General features: G+C 73.6%; 21 protein-coding genes. 10 read left to right on the plus strand and 11 right to left on the minus strand.

The window, feature by feature from the left end; all coding sequences use genetic code 11:
- Positions 1–208: 208 nt before the first annotated feature.
- On the plus strand, positions 209–544 hold the full coding sequence (locus NLU66_RS12805) for a hypothetical protein (protein ID WP_259360048.1): 336 nt from the start codon (positions 209–211) through the stop codon (positions 542–544).
- Between the two features lie 92 nt (positions 545–636).
- Here the strand turns inward: NLU66_RS12805 and NLU66_RS12810 are convergent, their stop codons facing one another.
- Genes NLU66_RS12810 through NLU66_RS12820 form a run of 3 tightly spaced genes read right to left on the minus strand, consistent with a single transcriptional unit; the run spans position 637 to position 4,495 of the window.
- Positions 637–1,590 (minus strand): metallophosphoesterase, encoded by a 954-nt coding sequence (locus tag NLU66_RS12810; RefSeq protein WP_259360049.1) that lies wholly within the window; start codon positions 1,588–1,590, stop codon positions 637–639.
- The gene (gene hisF / locus NLU66_RS12815) at positions 1,587–2,372 is read right to left on the minus strand and encodes an imidazole glycerol phosphate synthase subunit HisF (RefSeq protein WP_259360050.1); all 786 of its coding nucleotides are present in this window, start codon (positions 2,370–2,372) and stop codon (positions 1,587–1,589) included. The genes NLU66_RS12810 and hisF overlap by 4 nt, the downstream gene beginning before the upstream one ends.
- Positions 2,369–4,495: a DNA gyrase/topoisomerase IV subunit B gene (locus NLU66_RS12820; RefSeq protein ID WP_259360051.1), complete on the minus strand. Its 2,127-nt coding sequence runs from the start codon at positions 4,493–4,495 to the stop codon at positions 2,369–2,371. The genes hisF and NLU66_RS12820 overlap by 4 nt, the downstream gene beginning before the upstream one ends.
- Before the next feature lie 173 nt (positions 4,496–4,668).
- Between NLU66_RS12820 and NLU66_RS12825 the strand changes: the two genes are divergently transcribed.
- Positions 4,669–4,887 carry a hypothetical protein gene (locus tag NLU66_RS12825; RefSeq protein WP_259360052.1) on the plus strand — a complete coding sequence of 73 codons (219 nt, stop codon included), beginning with the start codon at positions 4,669–4,671 and terminating at the stop codon, positions 4,885–4,887.
- Between the two features lie 187 nt (positions 4,888–5,074).
- Positions 5,075–7,096 carry a glycoside hydrolase family 26 protein gene (locus NLU66_RS12830; RefSeq protein ID WP_259360053.1) on the plus strand — a complete coding sequence of 674 codons (2,022 nt, stop codon included), beginning with the start codon at positions 5,075–5,077 and terminating at the stop codon, positions 7,094–7,096.
- Positions 7,097–7,194: 98 nt separating this feature from the next.
- Here the strand turns inward: NLU66_RS12830 and NLU66_RS12835 are convergent, their stop codons facing one another.
- The 4 genes from NLU66_RS12835 to NLU66_RS12850 all read right to left on the minus strand — a co-directional run bounded on the left by NLU66_RS12835 (position 7,195) and on the right by NLU66_RS12850 (position 11,601).
- Positions 7,195–8,574 carry an RNA polymerase sigma factor gene (locus NLU66_RS12835; RefSeq protein ID WP_323374423.1) on the minus strand — a complete coding sequence of 460 codons (1,380 nt, stop codon included), beginning with the start codon at positions 8,572–8,574 and terminating at the stop codon, positions 7,195–7,197.
- A 168-nt stretch (positions 8,575–8,742) separates the two neighbouring features.
- A complete protein-coding gene (locus NLU66_RS12840; protein ID WP_259360054.1) occupies positions 8,743–9,159 on the minus strand; it encodes a universal stress protein in 417 nt (138 codons plus the stop codon).
- A gap of 74 nt (positions 9,160–9,233) precedes the next feature.
- Complete coding sequence (gene metX / locus NLU66_RS12845; RefSeq protein WP_259362591.1) at positions 9,234–10,397, minus strand: homoserine O-acetyltransferase MetX; 1,164 nt, start codon at positions 10,395–10,397, stop codon at positions 9,234–9,236.
- A gap of 37 nt (positions 10,398–10,434) precedes the next feature.
- A complete protein-coding gene (locus NLU66_RS12850) occupies positions 10,435–11,601 on the minus strand; it encodes a hypothetical protein (RefSeq protein WP_259360055.1) in 1,167 nt (388 codons plus the stop codon).
- A gap of 133 nt (positions 11,602–11,734) precedes the next feature.
- Between NLU66_RS12850 and NLU66_RS12855 the strand changes: the two genes are divergently transcribed.
- Entirely contained in the window at positions 11,735–12,883 is a 1,149-nt protein-coding gene (locus tag NLU66_RS12855; protein WP_259360056.1) for a polyprenyl synthetase family protein, read from the plus strand.
- 53 nt (positions 12,884–12,936) lie between these two features.
- On the opposite strand, the gene NLU66_RS12860 is transcribed toward NLU66_RS12855, so the two are convergent.
- On the minus strand, positions 12,937–13,290 hold the full coding sequence (locus NLU66_RS12860; protein WP_259360057.1) for an Rv2175c family DNA-binding protein: 354 nt from the start codon (positions 13,288–13,290) through the stop codon (positions 12,937–12,939).
- Between the two features lie 148 nt (positions 13,291–13,438).
- On the opposite strand from NLU66_RS12860, the gene pknB reads away from it, so the two are divergent.
- A complete protein-coding gene (gene pknB, locus NLU66_RS12865; protein ID WP_259360058.1) occupies positions 13,439–15,568 on the plus strand; it encodes a Stk1 family PASTA domain-containing Ser/Thr kinase in 2,130 nt (709 codons plus the stop codon).
- 82 nt (positions 15,569–15,650) lie between these two features.
- Here the strand turns inward: pknB and NLU66_RS12870 are convergent, their stop codons facing one another.
- Both NLU66_RS12870 and NLU66_RS12875 read right to left on the minus strand, forming a co-directional pair.
- Positions 15,651–17,045 carry a class II 3-deoxy-7-phosphoheptulonate synthase gene (locus NLU66_RS12870; RefSeq protein ID WP_259360059.1) on the minus strand — a complete coding sequence of 465 codons (1,395 nt, stop codon included), beginning with the start codon at positions 17,043–17,045 and terminating at the stop codon, positions 15,651–15,653.
- Positions 17,046–17,145: 100 nt separating this feature from the next.
- The gene (locus tag NLU66_RS12875; protein WP_259360060.1) at positions 17,146–17,871 is read right to left on the minus strand and encodes a lysophospholipid acyltransferase family protein; all 726 of its coding nucleotides are present in this window, start codon (positions 17,869–17,871) and stop codon (positions 17,146–17,148) included.
- A 104-nt stretch (positions 17,872–17,975) separates the two neighbouring features.
- Here NLU66_RS12875 and NLU66_RS12880 point away from each other — a divergent pair, with 104 nt between their 5' ends.
- Complete coding sequence (locus tag NLU66_RS12880; RefSeq protein ID WP_259360061.1) at positions 17,976–18,749, plus strand: alpha/beta hydrolase; 774 nt, start codon at positions 17,976–17,978, stop codon at positions 18,747–18,749.
- Positions 18,746–19,273, plus strand: coding sequence for a hypothetical protein (locus NLU66_RS12885; protein ID WP_259360062.1), 528 nt, complete (start codon positions 18,746–18,748; stop codon positions 19,271–19,273). The genes NLU66_RS12880 and NLU66_RS12885 overlap by 4 nt, the downstream gene beginning before the upstream one ends.
- 28 nt (positions 19,274–19,301) lie before the next feature.
- Here the strand turns inward: NLU66_RS12885 and NLU66_RS12890 are convergent, their stop codons facing one another.
- Positions 19,302–20,237 (minus strand): ROK family glucokinase, encoded by a 936-nt coding sequence (locus NLU66_RS12890; protein WP_259360063.1) that lies wholly within the window; start codon positions 20,235–20,237, stop codon positions 19,302–19,304.
- Between the two features lie 162 nt (positions 20,238–20,399).
- Here NLU66_RS12890 and NLU66_RS12895 point away from each other — a divergent pair, with 162 nt between their 5' ends.
- From NLU66_RS12895 to NLU66_RS12905, 3 genes are all read left to right on the plus strand, one after another.
- Positions 20,400–22,202: an AMP-dependent synthetase/ligase gene (locus tag NLU66_RS12895; RefSeq protein WP_259360064.1), complete on the plus strand. Its 1,803-nt coding sequence runs from the start codon at positions 20,400–20,402 to the stop codon at positions 22,200–22,202.
- A 76-nt stretch (positions 22,203–22,278) separates the two neighbouring features.
- The gene (locus NLU66_RS12900; protein WP_259360065.1) at positions 22,279–24,009 is read left to right on the plus strand and encodes a DEDD exonuclease domain-containing protein; all 1,731 of its coding nucleotides are present in this window, start codon (positions 22,279–22,281) and stop codon (positions 24,007–24,009) included.
- 68 nt (positions 24,010–24,077) lie between these two features.
- On the plus strand, positions 24,078–24,359 hold the full coding sequence (locus NLU66_RS12905) for an Lrp/AsnC family transcriptional regulator (protein WP_259360066.1): 282 nt from the start codon (positions 24,078–24,080) through the stop codon (positions 24,357–24,359).

A 24,359-nucleotide genomic window follows, 5' to 3' on the forward strand; every position in this document is an offset into this window, starting at 1 on the left:
ACCCGCCTCTCGCCCTGACCGGGCGGAGGCCCGACGGGCCCCGGTGACGCACCGCGTCCCCGTCCCGCACCGGCGGAGCCTGCTCCGCCTGCCCTCACCCCTGCGGTCCTGCCGCGCGCCCTCCCCTGCCCGGATCCCTCCCGATCCGCGGTCAGGTGCTGTCCGCACACCGGCGAAGGATCGTGACCACCGCCTCAGGAGACCCCAGATGAGCATCCAGCTCGACGTCGACCGCCGTCATCCCCCCACCGACACCACCGATCCCTCCTTCCCCGTCACCCCGCCGCCGACGGCGCCGCTGCACCGCCCCGTGTTCGACGAGCGCAGCTTCGCCGATCGCGCGGAGGACGAGCACCGCCCCGCGCCGGGCACCGTACCGGCCCGCCCGCAGGACCCCGCGCTCCCGGGCGCCCTGCTCCTCGTGCGGAGGCTCCTGCGCGGCCGATCCCCGGAGGAGGTGCTCCGCCACGAGCAGCGCCTGCGGGAGCGGGAGCGCAGCCATCAGCGCGCACTGCTCGCCTCCGGCGTCCTGCACGTGCTGTGACCCCGGCCCCGGACGCCCCGGCCCCCGGCCCCTCGCGGGACCGGGGGCCGTCTCGTCCGTGCTGCCCTGCGCACCTCAGGGCCTGCGGAGGGTCAGCCGCTGAGGGAGGCGGCGAGATCCACGATCACCAGCTCGTGCGGATTGTTCACGCGCACCGGGAGCATGCCGTCGCCGAGGCCCCGGCTGATCACCATGGTCGTCGTCCCGCTCACGTGCGCGCCCTCGGTGAGCGCGGGGAGCCAGCCCTGGTGCGGCGCGTAGAGACCTCCGATCCCGGGCACGCGCACCTGCCCTCCGTGGGCGTGGCCGGAGAGCACGAGGTCCACGTCCTCCCGCACGTAGTGCTCCCAGAGCTCGGGGCGATGGGCGAGCAGCACGACCGGAGCGTCCGCGGGGAGGCGCAGGGAGTCGAGCACCGTGCCCGGGTCCGCGGGGACGACGCCCTCCACCGAGGCGACCCGCGGGTCGTCGATCCCGGCGACGGTCACGGTCGTGCCCCGCACCTCGATCGTGGTCGCCTCGTCGCGGAGCACCTGCACCCCCGCGCCCTCGAGGCCCGTGAGCAGCTCATCGCGCAGCGGGGAGTCCGCCTCGTGGTTGCCGAGCACCATCGTCGTCGGCGCGATCCCGGCCAGCGAGGACGCGACCGCGAGCGCCCCGGAGAGGTCCCGCGTGCGGCGGTCCACCAGATCACCGGTGATCGCGACGAGGTCCGGGTGCTGCGCGGCGACGGCCTCCACGAGCGCGGCGCGGGCGGCGCTGTCCCCGCCGCCGTGGAGATCGGAGACGTGGGCGATCCGCAGCGGCCGCTCCCCCGCGGGCCAGGTGCTCGCGGCGACGTCGACCGCGGTGACGACGAGCCGACGGTTGTCCCACACGAGCCAGGCCGCTCCGACCGCGAGGGCGAGCAGGAGGGCCAGCACGGCACGGGCCGCCAGGACGCGCCGACGACTGTGCGGCTCCAGCACGGGTGCGGCGACGTCGAGGGGTGCGAGGACGCCGCCGGAGCCGCTGTCGTCCGGCCCGCTGCCCAGCGGGATGCTCACCGCACGGAGATGCCGTCGGCCGCCATGGCGGCCTTCGCCTCGCCGATCGTCATCGTCCCGAAGTGGAAGACGCTCGCTGCGAGGACGGCATCGGCCCCGGCGTGCACGGCGGGGGCGAAGTCCTGGGGCGTGCCCGCCCCGCCGGAGGCGATGAGCGGCACCCCGGTCGCCTCACGGGCGAGCGTGATGAGCTCGAGGTCGAAGCCGTCCTTCGTGCCGTCGGCGTCCATCGAGTTCAGCAGGATCTCTCCCGCACCCCGCTCGGAGACCTCGCGGATCCAGGCGATCGCGTCGATCCCGGTGCCGCGGCGACCGCCGTGGGTGGTCACCTCGAAGCCGGATCCCGTGCGCGCGCTGCCCTCGGGGGTGTCCTCGGTGACGCGGCGGGCGTCGATCGAGAGCACGAGGACCTGGTTGCCGAAGCGCTCGGCGATCTCCCTCACGAGCGCGGGGCGGGCGATCGCGGCGGTGTTCACCCCGCACTTGTCCGCGCCGGCGCGCAGCAGCTGGTCGACGTCGTCGACGCTGCGCACGCCGCCGCCCACGGTGAGCGGGATGAAGATCTGCTCGGCGGTGCGCCGGACGACGTCGATCATGGTCGAGCGGCCGGAGGAGGAGGCGGTCACGTCGAGGAAGGTGAGCTCGTCCGCTCCCTCGAGGTCGTAGCGGGCGGCGAGCTCGACGGGGTCGCCGGCGTCCCGCAGGTCCTGGAAGTTCACGCCCTTGACGACGCGACCGGCGTCGACGTCGAGGCAGGGGATGACGCGCACGGAGACGCTCATGCGTCGATCCTCTCCCGGTCGAGCTCCTCGGCTCCTTCGATGATGAACTGCTTGCGGGGCGCCACGTCGGAGCCCATGAGCAGCTCGAACATGGAGCTCGCCGCCTCGGCGTCCTCGATGCGGACCCGCCGCAGGGTGCGGTGACGGGGGTCCATCGTGGTGTCCGCGAGCTGGTCGGCGTCCATCTCCCCGAGGCCCTTGTAGCGCTGGATCGGCTCCTTGTAGCGCTTGCCGCGCTTCTCGAGGTTCTTCAGCAGCCGCAGCAGCTCCGCCTCGGAGTAGGTGTAGACGAGCTCGTTCTTCTTGGAGCCGCCGTGGACGATCTCGACGCGGTGCAGCGGGGGCACCGCGGCGTAGACCCGCCCGGCCTCCACGAGGGGACGCATGTAGCGGTGGAAGAGCGTGAGCAGGAGCGTCCGGATGTGGGCGCCGTCGACGTCGGCGTCGGTCATCATGATGATCTTGCCGTAGCGGGCCGCGTCGAGGTCGAAGGTGCGTCCCGAGCCCGCGCCGATCACCTGGATGATCGCCGCGCACTCGGCGTTCTTGAGCATGTCCGTGATGGACGCCTTCTGGGTGTTGAGGATCTTGCCGCGGATCGGCAGCAGGGCCTGGAACTCCGAGGAGCGGGCGTGCTTCGCGGTGCCGAGCGCGCTGTCGCCCTCGACGATGAACAGCTCGGAGCGCTCGACGTCGGTCGAGCGGCAGTCGGCGAGCTTGGTGGGCATGGTCGAGGACTCCAGGGCGTTCTTGCGCCGCGAGACCTCCTTGTGCATGCGGGCGGCGATGCGGGCGCGCATCTCGGAGACGACCTTGTCGATGACGAGCGCGGCCTGCTCCTTCTCGCCCTTCGCGGTCGAGGTGAGGAAGGCCGTCAGGCGCTCCTCGACGACACGGCCGACGATCTGGCGGATCGCGGGGGTGCCGAGCACCTCCTTGGTCTGCCCCTCGAACTGCGGCTCGTCGATGCGCACGCTCACGACGGCGGTGACGCCGGCGAGGGTGTCGTCCTTCTCGATCTTCTCGTTCTTCGCGTTGAACTTCACGCGCCGCGCCTGGTTCTCGACCTGCTTGCGCATCACCTTCACGAGGGCCTGCTCGAAGCCGGCGACGTGGGTGCCGCCCTTGGGGGTCGCGACGATGTTCACGAAGGAGCGCAGGGTCGTGTCGTAGTCCGCGCCCCAGCGCAGGGCGATGTCCACCTCGCAGCTGCGGGAGACCTCCTGGGAGACCATGTGCCCCTTGCTGTCCAGCACGGGGACGGTCTCGGTGTACTCGCCGGTGCCCTGGAGCCGCACGACGTCGGTGATCCGCTGGTCCTGGGCGAGGTAGTCCACGAACTCCGCGATGCCGCCGTCGTAGCGGTAGGCGCGGGTCGCGGGCTGGTCCGGGGACGCCTCGGGGCGGTGGTCGGTGATCGCGATCTCGAGCCCGGGGACGAGGAAGGCGGTCTGGCGGGCGCGGCGGGTGAGGTCGTCGAGGGAGAAGTGGCTGCCCTTGATGAAGATCTGGGGATCCGCCCAGTAGCGCACGCGGGTGCCGGTGACGCCGCGCTTGGCCTTGCCGACGATCCGCAGCTCGGCGGGGCCGTCCGCCGGGGTGAACGGCGCGGTGGGGCTCGGGTCGCCGTCGTCCTCGAAGACGCCCGCCTGGCCGCGCTGGAAGCTCATCGCGTACGTCTTCCCGGCGCGGTCGACCTCGACGTCGAGCCGCGCGGAGAGCGCGTTGACGACGCTCGCGCCGACGCCGTGGAGGCCGCCCGAGGCGGCGTACGAGCCGCCGCCGAACTTCCCGCCCGCGTGGAGCTTCGTGTACACGACCTCGACGCCGGTCAGGCCGGTGCGGGGCTCCGTGTCGACGGGGACGCCTCGCCCGGTGTCCCGGACCTCGACGGAGCCGTCGGGGTGCAGCAGCACGCCGATGGAGTCGCCGTTGCCGCCGAGGGCCTCGTCCACGGCGTTGTCGAGGATCTCCCATAGGCAGTGCATGAGGCCGCGCGAGTCGGTGGACCCGATGTACATGCCGGGACGCTTGCGCACGGCCTCGAGACCCTCGAGGACCTGGAGGTTGCGGGCGTCGTAGGCGGAGGCCGCGGGACGGGAGGAGGTGGAGGAGCTGGACACCCTGCGATCCTACGGCCGCGAGGCCTCCCGGCCCGGTATTGCCCGCGCCCGCACGCCGTCGGCGTCGGGGGCGCGGGCCCGACGGGGACGCGCGTCACAGGCTGTTGCGCCCCTGGCGAACCGGGTCACGAGTCCCTCCCCCCCGCGCGGGCCCAGGTGCTACAAAAGGACCCATGAACCTCACTCTCGAAGCCCCCCGCCTGACGGCGAAGGACCGCTGCGATCGCTGCGGTGCCCAGGCGTACGTCAAGGTGGTGCTGCAGGCCGGCGGCGAGCTGCTCTTCTGCGCGCACCACGCCCGCGCCCACGGCGATGCCCTGAGGGACATCGCCTCCGAGGTCATCGACGAGACCGAGCGCCTCCACGCGAAGCCGGAGCCGGTCGAGGACTGATCTCCCGTCCCCTGCGGGACCCGAGCATCCGAGGGCGTCCACCTGCTGGTGGGCGCCCTCGTCCGCGTCCCGCGCCCGGAGCACTTCCTTGCGTCCTTTAATTAAGTGAGGGAAGAATGTCGGTGCCGCTCACCCGAGACGGCGCTCCCCGGACAGCGACGTCCGGGATCCTCGGAAGGACTCCCCCGTGACAGCACCTCTCCGTCGCCGCAGCCTCCTGCTCGGCACCGCCCTCGCCGGGCTGACCCTCGCCCCCGCCGGAGCCGCGCTCGCCGACGGCCCGCCCGTCCCGATCACCGTCGCGGATCCGGAGGCGACGGCCCGCACCCGCTCGCTCTTCGCGGCTCTGCGCGACCGGACCGCCCAGGGCATCCTCCTCGGCCATCAGGAGGACCTCCTGATGGGCTCGTCGTTCTCGACCCCGGACGGCACCGCCTCGGACGTCCGGGCCGCGACCGGGGACCATCCCTCCGTCATCGGCTTCGACACCCCCGAGCGCGTCGGCATGAGCCGCGAGGACCGGGAGCAGGGCGCCCTCGACCTCGCCCGCAGCATCCAGCAGGCCCATCGCGTCGGCGCGATCAGCACCATGACGCTGCACATGGAGAATCTCGCGACCGGCGGGGACTTCTACGACACCTCCGGTGACGCCCTGCGCGCCGTGCTGCCCGGAGGAGGTCGCCACGCCGCCCTCGTCGAGCACCTGGACCGCTTCGCGACCACGGCGCTCCACGCGATCGACGACACCGGCGAAGCGATCCCGATCATCGTCCGGCCCTGGCACGAGAACGCCGGCGCCTGGTTCTGGTGGGGCTCCGGGAACGGGACGCCCGGCGAGTACATCGAGCTGTTCCGCTTCACCGTCGAGCACCTCCGTGACGCCCGCGGCGTGCACAACCTGCTCTACGCCTTCTCCCCCGGCGGCGGATTCGGCGGGGACCGCGACGCCTACCTCCGCACCTACCCCGGTGACGACTTCGTCGACGTGCTCGGCTGCGACACCTACGACGCCTCCGGCCTCTCCGACACCTACGCCCGGGGCCTCGTGGCCGACCTCGCCATGATGGCCGCCGTCGCCGAGGAGAAGGGCAAGATCAGCGCCCTCACGGAGTTCGGCATCGACGGCGGCGTCCGCCCCGACGGGGAGAACGTCTCCCTCACCTGGTACACCGACCTGCTCCGCGCGATGCTCTCCGACGACGCCGCCGCCCGGACCGCCTACATGCTCACCTGGGCCAACTACGGTGGCGACGCCGCCCCGTACACGCCGGTCGACGGGGAGATGCTCGCGGACTTCCGCGCCTTCCACGACGATCCCGCGACCGTCTTCGCCGCCGATCTCCCCGACCTCACCACGACCCGCACCCGCAGCACCACCTCCGTGGTCGCCCACCTCGCGAGCCCTGCGGACGGCTCTCGCGCGGCGACGGGACCGGTCACCCTGCGCGCCGCGGTCACCGGCCTGCCGGGGCGCGGGCACCGTGTCACCGTGAGCACCGACGAGGGCCCCGCGGGCGCCACGGAGATCGCCCTCGCGCCGCCGTCCGGCGCCTCGCCGTGGTGGACGGGCACCTGGGAGCCCGTCGCCGAGGAGTTGACGAACACGACGCGCGAGCTCACCCTCCGTGTGCACCGGGGCGACCGCGAGCTTCTCGCCGTCCGCTCCGTCGTCGTCCTCGGCGAGGAGCCCGCGCTGCCGCCGGGCGTCGTCGACGACTTCGAGAGCTACGGCGACGGCACGGCCCTCGCACGCACCTGGGTCGCACAGACCGTCAACGAGCTCCGCCTGCTCCGCGCGGGAGAGGGGGAGGTCGTCGGGGACGGCGACGCCGCGATGGGGATCGGCTACTCCTTCGCCGCGCAGGACTACACCGGCGCAGGCCGCTCGCTCGAGGACGACTGGACCGGACGCTCCGCGGTCGAGGCGTGGATCGCCCCGGACGGCTCGGGCAACCGCCTGGTGCTGCAGCTCGTCGCCGGCGGGATCGCTTTCGAGGCATATCCCCCGCTCACCGGCACCGACCCGTTCCTCGCGAGCATCCCGACGGAGGACTGGCGACCGGCGCCCTGGGACACCGCGAACGCGGACCGCCGCCTCGACGCCGAGGCCCTCTCCGCCGTCTCCCGCTTCAGCGTGTTCGTCAACGCCGAGGAGGGCGGAGCCGAGTCGGGCTCGATCTCCGTGGACGCGATCCGCGCCGTGCCCTGATCACCGGCCCGCCCGTGACGCCGAACGGCGCCGGCCCCCTCCACGGGGTGCCGGCGCCGTCTCGTGCGATCCGGCCGCGAGGGCCGGGAACGCTCGTCTCAGTCGAGGTAGTCGCGCAGGACCTGCGAGCGCGAGGGGTGACGGAGCTTGCTCATCGTCTTCGACTCGATCTGGCGGATCCGCTCACGGGTCACGCCGTAGACCTTGCCGATCTCGTCGAGGGTCTTGGGCTGGCCGTCCTCGAGGCCGAAGCGCATCGAGACCACGCCCGCCTCGCGCTCGGAGAGGGTGTCGAGCACCGAGTGGAGCTGCTCCTGGAGGAGGGTGAAGCTCACGGCGTCCGCGGGGACGACCGCCTCGGAGTCCTCGATGAGGTCGCCGAACTCGCTGTCGCCGTCCTCGCCCAGCGGGGTGTGCAGGGAGATCGGCTCGCGACCGTACTTCTGGACCTCGACGACCTTCTCCGGGGTCATGTCGAGCTCCTTGGCGAGCTCCTCCGGGGTGGGCTCACGGCCCAGGTCCTGGAGCATCTGGCGCTGCACGCGGGCGAGCTTGTTGATGACCTCGACCATGTGCACCGGGATGCGGATCGTGCGGGCCTGGTCCGCCATGGCGCGCGTGATCGCCTGGCGGATCCACCAGGTGGCGTAGGTGGAGAACTTGTAGCCCTTGGCGTAGTCGAACTTCTCGACGGCGCGGATGAGGCCCAGGTTGCCCTCCTGGATGAGGTCCAGGAAGAGCATGCCGCGCCCGGTGTAGCGCTTGGCGAGGGACACGACGAGACGGAGGTTCGCCTCGAGCAGGTGGTCCTTCGCGGCGCGGCCGTCCTCGGCGATCATGCCGAGCTCGCGGCCCTGCTTGGTCTTGACGATCGACTCGTCGCGCTTGAGCTGCTGCTCGGCGAACAGGCCGGCCTCGATGCGCTCGGCGAGCTCGACCTCCTGCGCCGCGTTCAGCAGCGCGACCTTGCCGATCTGCTTGAGGTAGTCCTTGACCGGGTCCGCGGTCGCTCCGGCCGTGACGACCTGCTGCGCGGGGGCGTCGTCCTCGGAGGCGTTGAACACGAAGCCGCCGCGGTCCTCGACCTTGGCGTCGGCGGCGGTGTTCTCCGCCGTGGCCTCGTCGGCCTCCTCGGCCTCGGGCTCCTCGACCTCGGGCTCCTCGCCGGCGGCCTTCGTGGCCGCCTTCTTGGCGGTGGCCTTCTTGGCGGCGGGCTTCTTGGCGGCGGTCTTCGCCCCGGTGCGCTTCGCGGCGGTCTTCTTCGCCGCGGTGCCGGCGGCAGGGGTCTCCTCGGCCTGCACATCCACCTCGGTCGTGGTGTCAGCGGTGGTCTCAAGGGTCTTGGAGGAGGTCACAGAGTTCCTTCTTCCGGCGCTGCACCCTGCGGTGCGAGCGCGCTGTGGCGTTCGGTCTTCTCGCGCGGCTGACGGGTACCGGCGCCTCACTCCGTCCCGGTCCCCACCGGGTTCATGGCGCACGAAGGCACGGTGCCGTCAAGCCTGGAAAGTATAACGTCTCCGGGCACGGTCTATTCCCATGGTCCCCCGGGGGCGGGAACCGGTGACGCAGACCTCGCCCGGGGGGCGGAGCCGCGCTCCGACGAGGAGCGCGAGGTGCAGGGGCGGTGCGGCCGTGCGCGGAGGGTCTCAGGACGCGAGGGCGCCGGACGGGGTCTCGTCCTTCACGGCGAGCACCGGGATCTCGGCGCCGAGCACCACGCGACGGGCGGCGGCGCCGAGGTTGAGCTTCCCGATCGGCGACTTCCGGCGCAGGCCGATCACGAGGAGGCGCGCGGAGGACTCCGCGGCGGCGGAGAGCAGGAACTCCCCCACGTCCTCCTGGTCCCCGCTGCGGTGGAGCGACCAGTCCACGTCCTCGCCGCCGACCTCGGCGAGCGCGCTGCGCGTCTCCTCCTCCCCGGCGACGGCCGGGCCGTGCTCGGGGTGGTGGTACGTGTGGGAGGCGATGACGAGCGCGTCCCGGCTGCGGCGCGCCTCGCGCACGGCGGCGGCGAGCGCGGCCATGCCCTGACCGGACGGGGTGAATCCCACGACGATCGTCATGCGTGAACCTCCTGCGGGTGCGCTGCGTGCGGACCGGTCCGCGACGACTCCGCGCCGATCCGGCTCCCGCCAGCCTAGCTGGCCAGGAGGCGGGCGATCCACTCGTCCAGATCGGGGTGCGCGAGCAGGAAGGCGTCGTGCCCGACGGGCGAGGAGGCCACGTGCCAGGCGGCGTCCGGGACGTACCGCGCCGTCTCCTCGACGAGGGAGGGCGGGAAGAGCCGGTCGGAGTCGATCGCGACGACGAGTGTGCGGGCCCGCACAGCGGCGAGCGCCGCGGCGGTGCCGCCCCGGCCGCGGCCGACGTCGTGGGTGTTCATCGACTGGGCCAGCACGAGGTAGGAGTTCGCGTCGAAGCGGCGGGAGAGCTTCGCCGCATGGTGGTCGAGATAGCTCGTCACCTGGTGGCGGCCCGTGCCGCGGAAGGGGTCCTCCCCCGGCTGCGCCTGGTTCCCGAAACGCGACTCGAGCTCCGAGGCCGTGCGGTACGTGGTGTGGGCGATCCGGCGGGCGACGCCGAGCCCGCGATGCGGCCCCTCCTCCGCCGGCAGGTCGTAGTAGTCGCCGCCGTGGAAGCCGGCGTCGGCGCGGATCGCGGCGATCTGCGCGCTGTTCCAGGCGATCTGGTCCGCGCTCGCCCGGGCGGAGGAGGCGATGACGGCGAGGCGCTGCACGGCCCCGGGGTGGGTGCACGCCCACTCGATCGCCCGCATGCCGCCCATCGACCCGCCGATGACGAGGGCGAGGTCGAGGAGGCCGAGGTGGTCGCACAGCGCCCGCTCCGCGGCCACCTGGTCACGGACGGTCAGCAGGGGGAACCGCGAGCCGTAGGGCCTGCCGTCGGGCGCCGGGCTGCTGGGCCCGGTGCTGCCCTGGCAGCCGCCGAGCACGTTCGGGGCGATGACGAACCAGCGGTCAGTGTCGATCGCCTTCCCGGGGCCGATGAGGTCCTCCCACCAGCCGGGGCTCGGGTGGGACGCGTCCTGGGCGCCGATGACGTGCGAGTCGCCGGTGAGGGCGTGCAGGACGAGCACGACGTTGCCGCGGTCCTCGTCGAGCGACCCCCAGGTCTCGTAGGCCATCGTGACGTCCGCGAGGACGTCGCCGCTCTCGAGGGGGAGATCGCCGATCCCCGCGAAGCTCCGGTGCCCGGGGCCCAGCTCGGGGCGCCACGCGCCGCCGGAGAGTGCGCGGTCGTCCTGCAGGGTCACCGCGGCTGGCCTGCGCTCGCCGATCATGGTCACCGCCTCGCTCTCCTCTCGTCCGGCGCCCTCCTCAGCGCTCCGGCCACCAGGCCGGGCGGATCGGGGTGTCGATCAGGCGCGTCAGCAAGGGTGCCAGAGTGGAGGCGGGATCGTGGATCCGGAGCTCCTCCACGAGATGCCCGGCCGTCGCGCCGCGATGGTTCCACCAGGCCAGGACCGTGAGGGCGATGGTCGCCCCCTTCCACGCCGCAGCAGCGGTCCCGCGATGCTCCGCGTCCCCGGAGCCCTGCGCGGCGAGCGCGAGGAGCCGCAGCCCCTCGAGCGTCTCGTACCACCTCCCACCTGCACAGACGTCGGGGTGGGGACGGAGATCCGGGTCGCTCGCGATGGCCTGGAGGAGCTCGTCGCGCGGGACCCGCCCCTCGCGTCCCCGATCGGCGCAGATCCCGATGATCGCCCAGTGCACGCTGTCCAGGGCGAGCGCGCTGAGCAGCTCCTCGAGGTGTTCACAGTCCGTCACCGAGCCGTCGTGACCTCCCGCCGGGCCGGGGCCGCAGCGGCGCGCGATCGTGTCCCCGCTGCGCTCGAGCAGCTGCACGAGGTGCGCGTCCCCGGGGCGGCCGAAGGCGGGCATCCTCTCGCCGCCCAGGCGCAGCGACCGCCCGAGCTCCTCGAGCCCGGGACCTGCGGCCACCGGTGCGACGAGCGACTCCCCGGAGAGGACGGCCCGCACGGCGACGTCCGTCTCCTCGAAGTCCCGGAGCCGCCGGGGCGGGGAGACCAGGACCTCGACGCACGACTCGGAGCGCTCGCCGAGCATCACCTCGACCCCCGTCCCGTCGCCGACCACCCACATCGGCCCGAGGGAGAAGCACCCCTCGTCCCGGGCGGCACCCAGGAGCAGCGGACCGAGGAACAGCGCGGCGTCCTCGACGAGACCGGGGAGCAGGCTCTCCCGGCCGTCGCCGATCACGAGGACCCCCGCGGCGGCGGTGCAGCCCTGCTCCCTCAGCAGGGCCAGCTGGTGGCGCAGCTGGAGCTCGGCGTCGGGGACGAGCAGGGTCACCAGATCGGAGCGGGCGAGCACAGGGGTGCCGCCGTCGCCGGCATGGCCGACGAGCACGAGGGCGTCGGCGATCAGCTCGCCGAAGGAGAGGCGGATGCCGGCGAGGAGCTCGGCGGGGTCGTGGAGGCGCAGGGCGCGGGGGCCGTCAGGGGCAGGGACGTGGGTGGTCATGTCCCGACCCTGACCGGTGCCGGCCCGGACCGGGGAGGCACGGCCGACGGTGTGGACGCCGGGACGTTGGGGAGGAGAGGTCCCGGCGGGGCGTGGGAGGATCCAGGGACGCACCGTACGGAGGAACGCCCCGATGACTTCCGCTGGACCCACCGGCACCACGACCGCACCCCAGGCGCTGGACGCGCAGCTCGTCGCCGCGATCGAGCAGAGCCGGGAGCGCACCTTCTCCGCGCACCGCGCCCACCTCGGCGCCGTCGCCCCCGAGGCCGAGGCGCTCGTCGGCGTGGTCGAGGACTACCTCGCCGGGGGCAAGCTGCTGCGCCCGCGCTTCTGCTTCTGGGGCGGGATCGCGGCGCTCGGCCGCGCCCCCGAGGAGGACGAGGTGTCCCGTCTCGCCGCGCTCGGCACGGCGATCGAGCTCGTCCAGGCCGCCGCCCTCATGCACGACGACGTCATCGACCACTCCCCGACCCGTCGCGGGCGTCCCGCCCTCCACGTCGAGGCGGCGACCTCGCACCGTGAGCAGGGCCTGGACGGCTCCGCCGCGGACTTCGGCATCGCGACCGCGATCGTCCTCGGCGATCTCGCGCTCAGCTGGTCCGAGCAGCTCGCCGTCGAGGTCGCGTCCCCGGGGGCGGGCCCTCGTCCCGCCGCCGCCGCGGTCGAGTTCGCGCGCCTGCGCACGGAGGTCATGAGCGGCCAGTACCTCGACGTCCTCCACCAGGCGGGCGGCTTCACGTCCGCCCCCTCGGAGGAGGAGGCCGCGCTCGCCGTGATCCGGTGGAAGACGGTCCCCTACACGGTGCTGCGGCCCGTCCGCGCGGGGGCCGCGCTCATGGGGGCGGGGACGGAGGCGCTCGAGCTGCTGTCGACCTGGGCCGTCGAGATCGGCACCGCCTTCCAGCTGCGGGACGACCTGCTCAGCGTCGTGGGCGACGCCGACGAGACCGGGAAGCCGATCGGCGGCGACGTGGTCGAGGGGAAGCGCACGGTGCTCCTGGCCCGCACGGTGGCCACGGCGGACGCGGCGGGCCGCCGTCTGCTCGAGCGCACCGTCGGGAGGCCCGATGCCGCGGCCGAGGACGTCACGGCGGTGCAGGAGCTCATGGTGCGGACGGGCGCGGTGGACTCCGTCGTGCGTGATGTGCGCGCCGCCGCGGAGCGGGCCCGGTCGATCCTCTCCCGGGCGGCGGAGGGCGGCGAGCTGGGAACGCTGGGCGTCACCGGGCTGCAGTCGATCGCGGACTCCGCGACCGACGTGGAGTCGATCGGCGGCTGAGCGGGAGCCCCGGGTCCTGGCCGGCGACGGGGCGGCGGGCCGTCAGCGGACGGTCAGAAGGCGAGGGCCTGCGCGCGCCGGCGCACCTCTCCGCGCTGTCCGGCCCGGAGCTGGTCGATCGGCCGCCCCGGGAGGGTCTCGTCCGCCTGGAAGAGCCAGGCCAGCAGCTCGACGTCGGAGAAGCCGCCGTCGCGCAGCAGGGTGATCGTCCCGGCGAGGTGAGGTGCGATCTCGCCGTCGACGAGCAGCTCCTCGGGGACCGAGCGGACCACGGGGTCGCCGCGGCGGACGGCGACGAGCTTCCCCTCCTCGATGAGCCGTCGCACCTGGGAGACCTCGACATCGAGGCGCTCGGCGACGTCGGGCAGGGGGAGCCACTGGGTGATGAGGTTCTCGAGGTCGTCCACGTCCCCCAGGGTGCCACAGCGCCGCTCCCGGCGCCTGCCGCGGGCCGTGCGGCCGCACGGGGTGTTCCCGACATCACGGGGCATCCCGGTCGCTCCGCCGCCGTGTCGCACATGATTCTCCCCGGATGCCCGACCTACAGTGGGCCTCGTGAGCGCGGCGACGTCGACTTCCCCCGGCATCAGCCTGCTCCTCGATGACCGCTACCGGGTCGAGGAGCCGATCGCGCGCGGCGGCATGGCCACCGTGTATCGCGGTCATGACCAGCGCCTCGACCGCGTCGTGGCGCTCAAGATCATGCATCCCCACCTCGCGACCGACGAGAACTTCCGCCGGCGCTTCGGTCGGGAGGCGCGCGCCGCGGCCCGTCTCGCGCACCGCAACGTCGTGGGCGTCTTCGACCAGGGCGAGGACGAGGACCGCATCTACCTCGCGATGGAGCTCGTCGAGGGCGTGACCCTCCGCTCCCGCATCGCCGACCAGGGGCGCCTCACCGTGGGGGATGCGCTCGACGTCACCGCGCAGACCCTCCAGGCTCTCGTCGCCGCCCATGCCGCGGGGATCGTCCACCGCGACATCAAGCCCGAGAACATCCTCATCGACCGCGAGGGGACGGTGAAGGTCGCCGACTTCGGGCTGGCGCGCGCGATCGGCACCTCGAACTCCTCCGCGAGCGCGACCCTGCTCGGCACGGTCGCGTACATCAGCCCCGAGGTCGTCACGCGCGGGCAGATGGACGAGCGCAGCGACCTGTACTCGCTCGGGGTCGTGCTCTTCGAGATGCTCACCGGCGTGCAGCCCTTCACCGGCGACCAGCCCGTGCACATCGCCTTCCAGCACGTCCACGAGGACATCCCCGCCCCCTCGGGCCGCGTCGAGGGCGTGCCCACCGAGCTCGACTCGCTCATCACCTGGGCGAGCTCGCGCACGGTCGAGCACCGTCCCTCGAGCGCCGCCGAGCTGCTCCGCAGCGTCCAGGACCTGCGCCGGACCCTCCCGGCCGGCGTGCTCGCCACCCGCCCGCGCTCGCTGGAGAACGGACCGGACACCAGCACGGGCGAGGTGCGCCTGGCGACCGCGCGGCTCGACGAGGCGCTCGCGTCGCTGCGCACCGGGCCACGCTCCTTCGCCGCGGAGGCCCCCGACGTCGACATGTCTGAGGCCGACGCCCCCGTCGTCGTGGCCGACGATGCCGCCGACGCCGACGCCGACGCCGACGCCGATCCGGCCGCGCGTCGTGCCGTCGGCCCCGAGCCGCTCCCCGACACCGGGGAGGACGCCCCCTCCGACGGAGGCGGCGAGGGCGCGGAGGAGCCTCCGCGGACCGTCGTCATGCGCGCACCCCGCACCCGGCGAGGGCGCCATCTGCCGCTCGCGGCGCGTCGCCGCTCGCGTCCGGCCGCGATGCTCGCGATCGGATCGCTCGTCGCGGCGCTCGGCACCGGCGCCTGGAGCGGTGTCGACTGGTACGCGAACACCGGCCCCGGGGCCGACCGCACGATCCCGGTGCTCGTGGGGACCCAGCTCACCGACGCCGAGCAGGCGCTCGACTCGGCCGATCTCACGATCCGCACCGTCGAGCGCTACGACGACACGGTCCCCGCCGGCCACGTCATCTCCGCGAGCCCCAGCAGCGGAGGCGTCGTGAAGAAGGGCACCCCCGTGGAGCTCGTCGTCTCGCGCGGCGAGCAGGTCTTCGAGGTCCCCGATCTCACGGGGCTCGACGTGGACGGGGCGCGCGACGCGGTCGAGGCGCAGAACCTCGTGCTCGTCGAGGACGACCCGGAGTACTCCGAGACCGTCGCGAAGGGCGAGATCATCTCCCAGAGCCAGGAGGCCGACTCCCTCCCCGAGGGCGGGGAGGTCCACGTCGTCGTCTCCCAGGGCCGGGTGCCGATCGCGGTGAGCGACCAGACCGGCCGGGGCGCGGACGCCGCGCGCAGCGCGCTCGAGGGAGCCGGGTTCACGGTCACCACCTCGAGCGCCCACTCGAGCAGCGTGCCCAAGGGCTCGGTCGTCTCGCAGTCCCCCGCCTCCGGCACCCTCCACCGCGGGGACACGGTCAACCTCGTGATCTCGCAGGGACCCGAGATGGTCACGGTCCCGGACGTCTTCAAGAAGTCCGAGGCGGACGCCCGCTCGGCGCTCGAGGCCGCCGGGCTGAAGGTCTCCGTGGAGCATCCCAAGGGCGATCCCGCCTTCGGCCTCGTCTACCAGCAGTCCGCGACGGCCGGCGACCAGGTCGCCAAGGGCTCCACGGTCACCATCTCGGTCTTCTGACCCTCCCGCTCCCGGGACGGCGCAGGGGCGGTGCGATCCGAGGATCGCACCGCCCCTGCGTGCAGCCGGACATCGCGCCGGCTCAGCGACGGGAGAGCATCTCCGCCACGAGGAACGCGAGCTCGAGGGACTGCTGGTGGTTCAGACGGGGATCCACGAGCGTCTCGTAGCGCCGCTCGAGACCCGCCTCGTCGATGTGCCCGCTGCCGCCGAGGACCTCGGTCACGTCGTCGCCGGTGAGCTCCATGTGGAGCCCGCCCGGGACCGTCCCGAGCGACTGGTGCACCTCGAAGAAGCCCACGACCTCGTCGAGGATGTCCTCGAAGCGGCGGGTCTTGTAGCCGTTGGACGAGGTGATCGTGTTCCCGTGCATCGGGTCGGTGACCCATGCCGGACGGGCGCCCGCGTCCCGGACGCCCTCGACGAGCGCCGGGAGGGCGTCGCGGATCCTGTCGGCGCCCATCCGGGTGATGAAGGTCAGACGCCCCGGCTCGCGGTCGGGATCGAGGCGGTCGATCAGGCGCAGCGCGTCGTCGACCGAGGCGTTCGGCCCGAGCTTGACCCCGATGGGGTTGCGGAGCTTGGACATGAAGTCCACGTGGGCGCCGTCGAGCTGGCGGGTGCGCTCCCCGATCCACAGGAAGTGGCCCGAGCAGCCGTAGATCTCGCCCGTGCGCGAGTCCACACGGGAGAGCGCCTCCTCGTAGTCGAGCAGCAGCGCCTCGTGGGAGGAGAAGAACTCGACGACCTTGAGCGAGTCGAACTCCGCGCCGATCGCGTCCATGAACCGGATCGCCTTGTCGATCTGACCGGCGAGCTCCTCGTAGCGGTCGTAGCCGGGGCCCGAGGTGAAGCCGCGGTTCCACGAGTGCACCTCGCGGAGGTCCGCGAACCCGCCGCCCGTGAAGGCGCGCAGCAGGTTCAGCGTCGAGGCGCTCGTCGTGTAGGTCTCCCACAGTCGCTGCGGGTCCGGGAGGCGCGACTCCTCCGTGAACGCGTAGGCGTTCACGGCGTCACCGCGGTAGGTCGGCAGGGTGACGCCGTCACGGGTCTCGGTGTCCGAGGAACGGGGCTTGGCGAACTGGCCCGCCATGCGGCCCATCTTCACCACCGGCACGGAGGCGCCGTAGGTGAGCACCGCGGACATCTGCAGGATGGTGCGGATCTTGTTGCGGATCCTGTCCGCCGTGGAGTCCGCGAAGGTCTCGGCGCAGTCCCCGCCCTGGAGCAGGAACGCCTCGCCCTGCGCGGCGGCCGCGAGCCGCGAGCGCAGCACGTCCACCTCGCCGGCGAAGACCAGCGGCGGCGCGGCGCGCAGGCGGTCGAAGACCTGTGCGCGGGCGTCCTCCGACGGCCACATCGGCTGCTGGACCCGCGGATACTCGCGCCAGCCCCCGAGCGCGGCGAGGCCGTCATCGGCCGCCGAGAGCGTGAAGGAGTGGGCGCGGGCAGGGGCATCGGGACTGAACTGGGTCACCCCCACAGGGTACGGGCCCCGCGGAGCTCCCCCGCCCACGGTCCGGGCCTCGGAACGTCCGCGGTCCGGGCAGCGGGTCCCGGCCGCGCGGCGAGCGCGCTCAGGAGCGGCGGGCGCCCCGCGAGGCCGGGCTCGCCGCCTCGCGCAGGCGGCGCTTGACGTCCCCGGCGTACTCGTCGACCCGCTCCTGCCCGGACATCTCCGCGATCGCGTCCATGACCGCGTCGGTCACGGCGCGCAGCACGACGGCGCGCTCCGCGTCGCCGAGCGACCGGGCGATCGCGGGCGCGTCGATCGGCTCCCCCACCAGCACCCGGATCCGCGGGTGACGCCGCGGGAGGAACCGGCGGCCCCGCTGGGCCTCGAAGCTGCCGATCATCGCGACCGGCACGATCGGAGCGTCCACGGCGAGCGCGAGCCGCGCGACACCCGTCTTGCCGCGGTGCAGCCGACCGTCCGGGCTGCGCGTCCCCTCCGGATAGATGCCGAGCACACCGCCGGACCTCAGCACCGCGAGCCCGGCGCCGATCGCCGCCTCCGAGGCGCTGCCCCCGGCACGGTCCACGGGCATCACCCGGAGCTGGCGCATGATCCAGCCGCCGATCCGCCCGGCCGCCGAGCGGCTCGAGAACATGTCCGACTTGCCGAGGAAGTGGACGGTGCGCTCGATGAGCGCGGGGAGGATGACGGTGTCGGAGTAGGCGCAGTGGTTCGACGCGAGCACGACGGGGCCGGTCGCGGGGATGCGGTCGGCGCCGCGCAGGTCGGGGCGCCACACGGCGCGGATCACGGTCCGCACGGGTCCTTTGGCGATGTCGTAGAGCATCCGGTCTCCTCCTGGGGCGGCGGGGTGCTCCCGCGGGCGATCTGCCCGGGGTCGGGGACGGGGCCCGTGATGAAGCACGCGGGCGCGGGTGCGACGATGGGCACATGACGTTCAGCGAACTGTCCCGGCCGTGGCGTGCGCGGGGTCACTCTAGTCCCCGCGGCGGGCTGCTCCTGTGCCACGGGTTCACGGGATCGCCCCAGTCGCTGCGGCCCTGGGCGGAGCACCACGCGGAGCGCGGCTGGGAGGTCGAGCTGCCGCTGCTGCCCGGTCACGCCACCCGCTGGCAGGACCTCGCGGGCACCACCTGGCAGGACTGGTACGGCGCACTGCGGGACGCGGCGCTCGCACTCTCCGAGGACCACGGCCCGATCGCGATCGGCGGGCTGTCGATGGGCGGCGCGCTGACCCTCGCCCTCGGGGAGGACCCGGCGCTGCGCGGGAGGATCGCGGCGCTCGTCGCCGTGAACCCGGGGATGACCGTGCCCCCGGTCGCCCACGTCGCCGGGCTGATCGCCCCCGTCGTGCGCTCCGTCGCCCCGATCGGCTCGGACATCGCCCTGCCCGGCGCCGTGGAGGAGGCCTACGACCGCACGCCCACGCGGGCCGTCGCCCAGCTCCGCCGGCTCTTCGCCCGCACCCGGGCCGGTCTCGGCGCGGTCGAGGTCCCGCTGCTGCTCGCGACCTCGCCGCAGGACCACACCGTCCCGGCGGGCGACAGCGACATCGTCGCGGCCGGCGTGAGCGGCCCCGTCGAGCGCCTGCCGCTCCCCCGCAGCTATCACCTGGCGCCGCTGGACCACGACGCGGAGCTGCTCTTCGAGCGCTCGGCGGTGTTCCTGGACCGGCACGTCCCCGCTCCCGGGCGGCCGACGTGACCGCGCCGCGGGAGGAGCGCCCGGAGGGCCGGGACGTCGACGCAGAGTTCTCGCGGATGCTCGCCGACGAGGGGCTCGTGGTGGGCCCCGGCGAGGCGCCCCGCGAGCCGGCCGCGGAGGACCCCGCCCGTCTCGACGAGGACGAGGACCCGTGGGAGGGCGGGACGGACGACGCCCCCGCCGTGACGAGCGAGGAGTCCCGCGCCCGGGCCCGCGCCGCTCACCCCTCGGCCGGCGCGCGCCCCGCTCCCGGGGACCGGGAGGCCGAGGACGAGGAGGAGGCCGCCCTGCTCGGCGACTTCGTGCCGCCGGACCCCGACCTCGCGCCGACGTCCTCCCCCATGCTGTGGTCCTGGACGGCGCTCGTCGGCGGTCTCGTGCTGCTGCTCGTCGCGACCGTCTCCGCGACCCTGCCGGCCTGGCTCGGCGGTCTCGGCGGTCTGATCGCCGTGGGCGGGCTGATCGCGCTGCTGCTGCAGGTGCCCACCCGCCGGAAGGGGGACGACGAGGGGATCGAGCTCTGATCCCCTCGCGCGTCCGCCCGTGGGCGACTCAGCGGGCGAGGTCCGCCGCGCCGACGATCCCCGCCTCGTTGCCCATCGCGGCGATCGCCCAGGTGGGCATCGGGCGGTGCATCCGCGCGGTGACATCCTCCTCGTAGGCGGCGCGCGCCGGCTCGAGCAGCAGGTCGCCGGCCGCGGCGACACCGCCTCCCACCACGATCGCCCCCGGGTCCAGCAGCGCCGCGATCGAGGCCACGCCCCGGCCGAGCGCCGCGCCCAGGTCGTGGAGGAGATCCACCGACCCCGGGTCGCCCTGCTGCGCGAGGCGCGTGACGAGCGGGCCCGTGATCTCCTCCCGGTCCCCGCCGGCGGCGGCGACGAGCGGCTCCATGACCGGGTCGCCGATCGCCGCGCGATGCTTCGCCGCCCGCACGAGGGCGGTGCCGGAGGTGTACTGCTCGAGGCAGCCGCGGCGGCCGCAGCCGCACCACTGGCCGTCGGGCACGGCGGTCATGTGCGCGATCTCGCCGGCGAATCCGCCGTTGCCCCGCAGCATGCGCCCGTCCAGGACCACGGCGCCGCCGAGGCCCGTGCCGACCGTGACCATGAGCATGTGGGCCGCGTCGCGCGCGGCGCCGAAGCGGTACTCCGCCCAGCCGGCCGCGTTCGCGTCGTTCTCGACGACGACGGGCAGGCCGGTGGCGGTCTCGAGGTGCTCCGCGAGCGCCCGGTCGCGCCAGGCGAGGTTCGCGGCGAAGCGCACCACGCGGCGATCGGCGTCCACGAATCCCGCGGCCCCCACCCCGACGCCGACGACCTCGTGCTGCGCCCGCAGCTCCGTGACGGCGTCCGCCACGCCCGCCTCGATGAGCTCGGCATCGGTGGCCGGGGTGCGTCGGGTGGTCGAGGCGATGATGCGTCCGTCCTCGTCGACCACGCCCGCCGCGATCTTCGTGCCGCCGATGTCCACACCGATCGAGAGCATGGCTCCCCTTCCACGTCGTCCAAGTCATCCAGGTCGTCCGGCCAGCTGGCCGCCCACATCGTACGGTGCCCTGCCGTACACTCGCCTCGACCCCCCACCAGCGCATCCGGACGCCCGCGCCGCTCGCGGAGCGGGGGCACGACCCGGATCGAAGGAGATTCGATGAAGCAGTACGGCACGGCCGCCCAGCACACCAGCCGCGAGGACGAGAACATCACGGACCTCCTGCTGGGGAGGGTGGCGTCCCACCCCTCGATTCCGGTCTTCGAGCGTCGGGACGACGCCGGGGCCTTCGTGCCGATGTCGGGCCAGGAGTTCCTGGACGAGGTGCGCGCGGTGGCGAAGGGGCTCATGGCCTCGGGGATGCAGGTCGGCGACGCGGTCGCGATCCTGGCCCGGACCTCCTACGAGTGGACCCTCGTGGACTGGGCCACCTGGTGGATCGGCGGCGTGCCCGTGCCGATCTACGAGACCTCCTCCCCCAGCCAGATCCAGTGGATCGCCTCGAACTCCGGGGTGCGCTTCGCGATCGTCGAGCAGGCCCGTCACCGCGAGGACATGGAGTCCGTGCGCGGCGAGCTCCCCGCGCTCGAGCAGATCGGCGTGCTCGAGGACGGCATCCTCGACGTCCTCAAGGAGCGCGGCGCCCAGGTCGCCGACGAGGACCTCGAGGCCCGTCGCACGGCCCAGTCGCTCGCCGACGTCGCCACGATCATCTACACCTCCGGCACCACCGGCCGACCCAAGGGCGTGGAGCTCACGCACGGCAACTTCGTGGACACCACCCGCAGCGCGGTGACCCTGCTCGGGGACGTCGTCCTCCCCCCTGGGTCGCGGATGCTCATGTTCCTCCCGCTCGCGCACGTCTTCGCGCGCCTGCTCACGGTGCTCGCCGTCTCGCACCCGGCGACCACGGCGTTCACCCCGGACACCAAGAACCTGCTGCCGGACCTCGAGGCCTTCCGCCCGACCTTCCTGCTCGCCGTGCCGCGCGTGTTCGAGAAGGTCTACAACGGCGCGGAGGCGAAGGCCGTCGCCGGCGGCAAGGGGAAGATCTTCGCCATGGCCGCGGAGACCGCCATCGCCTGGTCCCGCGCGAAGATGGCCGGCTCGGTGCCCGTCACGCTCCGGCTCCGCCACGCCCTGTTCGACCGCCTCGTCTACTCGACGCTGCGCAACGCGATGGGCGGTCAGGTGAGCTGGGCCGTCTCGGGCGGCGCCCCGCTCGGCGAGCGCCTCGCGCACTTCTTCCGCGGCATCGGCGTGACGATCCTCGAGGGCTACGGCCTCACCGAGACCACCGCGCCCGTCGCCGTGAACATGCCCTGGGACGTGAAGCCGGGCACCGTCGGCCCGCCGCTGCCGGGCTCCGCCGTGGCGATCGCCGACAGCGGCGAGATCCTGGTCAAGGGCGTCATGGTGTTCAAGGGCTACCACGACAACCCCGAGGCGACGGCCGAGGCGCTCAAGGACGGCTGGTTCCACACCGGTGACCTCGGCTCCCTCGACGAGGACGGCTCCATCTCGATCACCGGGCGCACCAAGGAGCTCATCGTCACCGCGGGCGGCAAGAACGTCTCCCCCGCGCCGCTCGAGGACGTGCTGCGCTCCCACCCGCTGATCAGCCAGTGCATGGTCGTGGGCGATCAGAAGCCGTTCGTCGCGGCCGTCCTCACCCTCGACGAGGAGATGCTGCCGACCTGGCTGCGGAACAACGGGCTCCCGGAGATGACCGTCGCCGAGGCCGCGAAGGACGAGCGGATCTACGCGGAGCTGCAGACGGCCGTGGACCGCGCGAACCAGACCGTCTCGCGGGCCGAGTCGATCCGCGTGTTCGAGGTCATCGACACGGACTTCACCGAGGAGAACGGCTACCTCACGCCCTCGCTGAAGCTCAAGCGGAACATCGTCGTCAAGGACTTCTCCGAGGTCATCGAGGGCATCTACTCCCGGCCCCGCGCCTGAGCGTCCCGGTCCCGACGGGGCCCTGACGGCCGGTGGTCCCCACCCGCTCGTCAGGGCCCCGTCGTAGTCTGCCGCCATGCCCGCCCGCCGCCGACAGATGAGCTTCGAGGACCTCGGCACCCCGCTCGCGGAGGCGACGCTCGTGGTCGTCGACCTCGAGACCACCGGGACGGATCCGAGCACGGACGGCATCACCGAGATCGGCGCGGTGAAGGTGCGCGGCGGGGAGGTGCTCGGGGAGTTCCGCAGCTTCGTGGACCCGCAGCGGCCGATCCCCGCCTATGTGGCGGCGCTGACGGGGATCAGCGACGCGACGGTGCGCGACGCCCCCGTGATCGCGACGGTGCTGCCGATGTTCCTCGACTTCGTGGGGGACGCAGCGCTCGTGGCCCACAACGCCCGCTTCGACGTCGGCTTCCTCACCGCCCATGCCGCGCGGCTCGAGCTCACCTGGCCTCGCCCGACGGTCCTGGACACCCTCGCGCTCGCCCGGACGGTCTTCCGGCGCGACGAGGTGCGCGACCACAAGCTGGGCACCCTCGCGGCGCACGTCGGCGCCTCCGTCACCCCCGATCACCGCGCGCTCTCCGATGCCCGCGCGACCGTGGACGTCCTGCACGCGATCATCGCGCGGCTCGGCCCGGCGGCGGGGACCCTCGAGGACCTCGGATCCGCCCACCGGCGCACGAGCCCCGCGCAGCTGCGCAAGAAGCACCTCGCGGAGGGGATCCCGGCGGTCCCCGGGGTCTACGCCTTCGTGGACATCGCGGGGAACGCGCTCTACGTCGGCACCTCCCGCAACCTCCGCTCCCGCGTGCGCACGTACTTCACGGCAGCGGAGACGCGGCGCAAGGTGCTCGACATGCTCCCGCGGGCGGAGGGGGTGCGGATCCTCGAGTGCCGGACCCCCACGGAGGCGTCGGTCCGGGAGCTGCGGATGATCGCCGCGGAGAAGCCCCCGTCGAACCGCCAGGGCCTCACCCCCGAGAAGGCGCTCTGGCTCCGGCTCGGGCCGGGGCGCGAGGGACTGCGCGCCGCGCGGCTCGCCCGTCCCGAGGAGGGCGGCTCCGCGCAGATCGGACCGCTCGCGAGCCGCCACGACGTCGAGCCCCTCAAGGCCCTGCTCACCGATGCGGTCATGGGGCGCGGCCGCGCCCTCGAGCATCACGGGGCGTCCGGGACGCCCCTCGAGGGCGGTCATCGCGCGCGGATCCGCCGCGCCCTGCTCGAGGACCCCTCCGAGGTCCTCGACCACGTCGCCGGCCGGCTGCGGGCGCACGTCGCGGCGGGCCGCTACGAGGAGGCGGAGAGACTGCGCCGCACGACCCTCACCTATCTCGCCGCCGCGCGGAGGGCCTCCCGGCTCCGCGCGATCGGAGCGGTCGACCTGCTCGTGGCGGCGCGGCCGAGCTCGGACCCGGTGATCGGCGGCCGCGGGTGGGAGCTGCTGGCGGTGCGGAACGGCGCCTTCGCGGCCACCGCGCTCGTCCCGTGGTCGACGGACCCGGTCGCCGCCGCGCAGGAGCTCGCGGCGCGCCGCGACCCCGATCTCCCCGTCCCGGCGCCGATGTGCCAGGGCCACCATCAGGAGGCGGAGATCCTCCTGGGCTGGCTCGAGGGCGAGGGCGTGCGCACGGTGCTCGTCGAGGGCACGTGGGAGCAGCCGGCGCGGGCCCGCTTCGACGCCGAGGCCCTCGCGGAGCGGTTCGCGAGGACCGCTCCCGTTCACGACGGGAGCACGGGCGCGGATGCCCGCACCGGGACGGACGCCGGCGAGGAGCCGGACGCGGACGCCGTCGGGGCATAGGGTCGGCACTGCATGCCGTCCTCCCGCGCCCCGGGCCGGGAGCGGCCCGTCGTCCCAGGAGGAGCCCCATGATCACCGCCATCGTCTCGATCGTCGTGCAGCCCCAGCGCATCCCGGAGGTGGCCCAGGCCGTCGTCGACATCGACGGGGTCGAGCAGGTCTACTCGGTGACCGGGGACGTGGATCTCATCGCGGTGGTCCGCGTCCGGGCCCACGAGGATCTCGCCGACGTCATCGCGGACCGGCTCGGGAAGGTCGAGGGCATCGTCGACACCTCGACCAACATCGCCTTCCGCACCTACTCCAAGAAGGATCTCGACGCGGCCTTCGACCTCGGCCTCGACGGCTGA

The sequence above is a fragment of the Brachybacterium sp. NBEC-018 genome (genome assembly GCF_024860185.1).
In the GTDB taxonomy this organism is placed as follows: Bacteria; Actinomycetota; Actinomycetes; order Actinomycetales; family Dermabacteraceae; genus Brachybacterium; species Brachybacterium rhamnosum.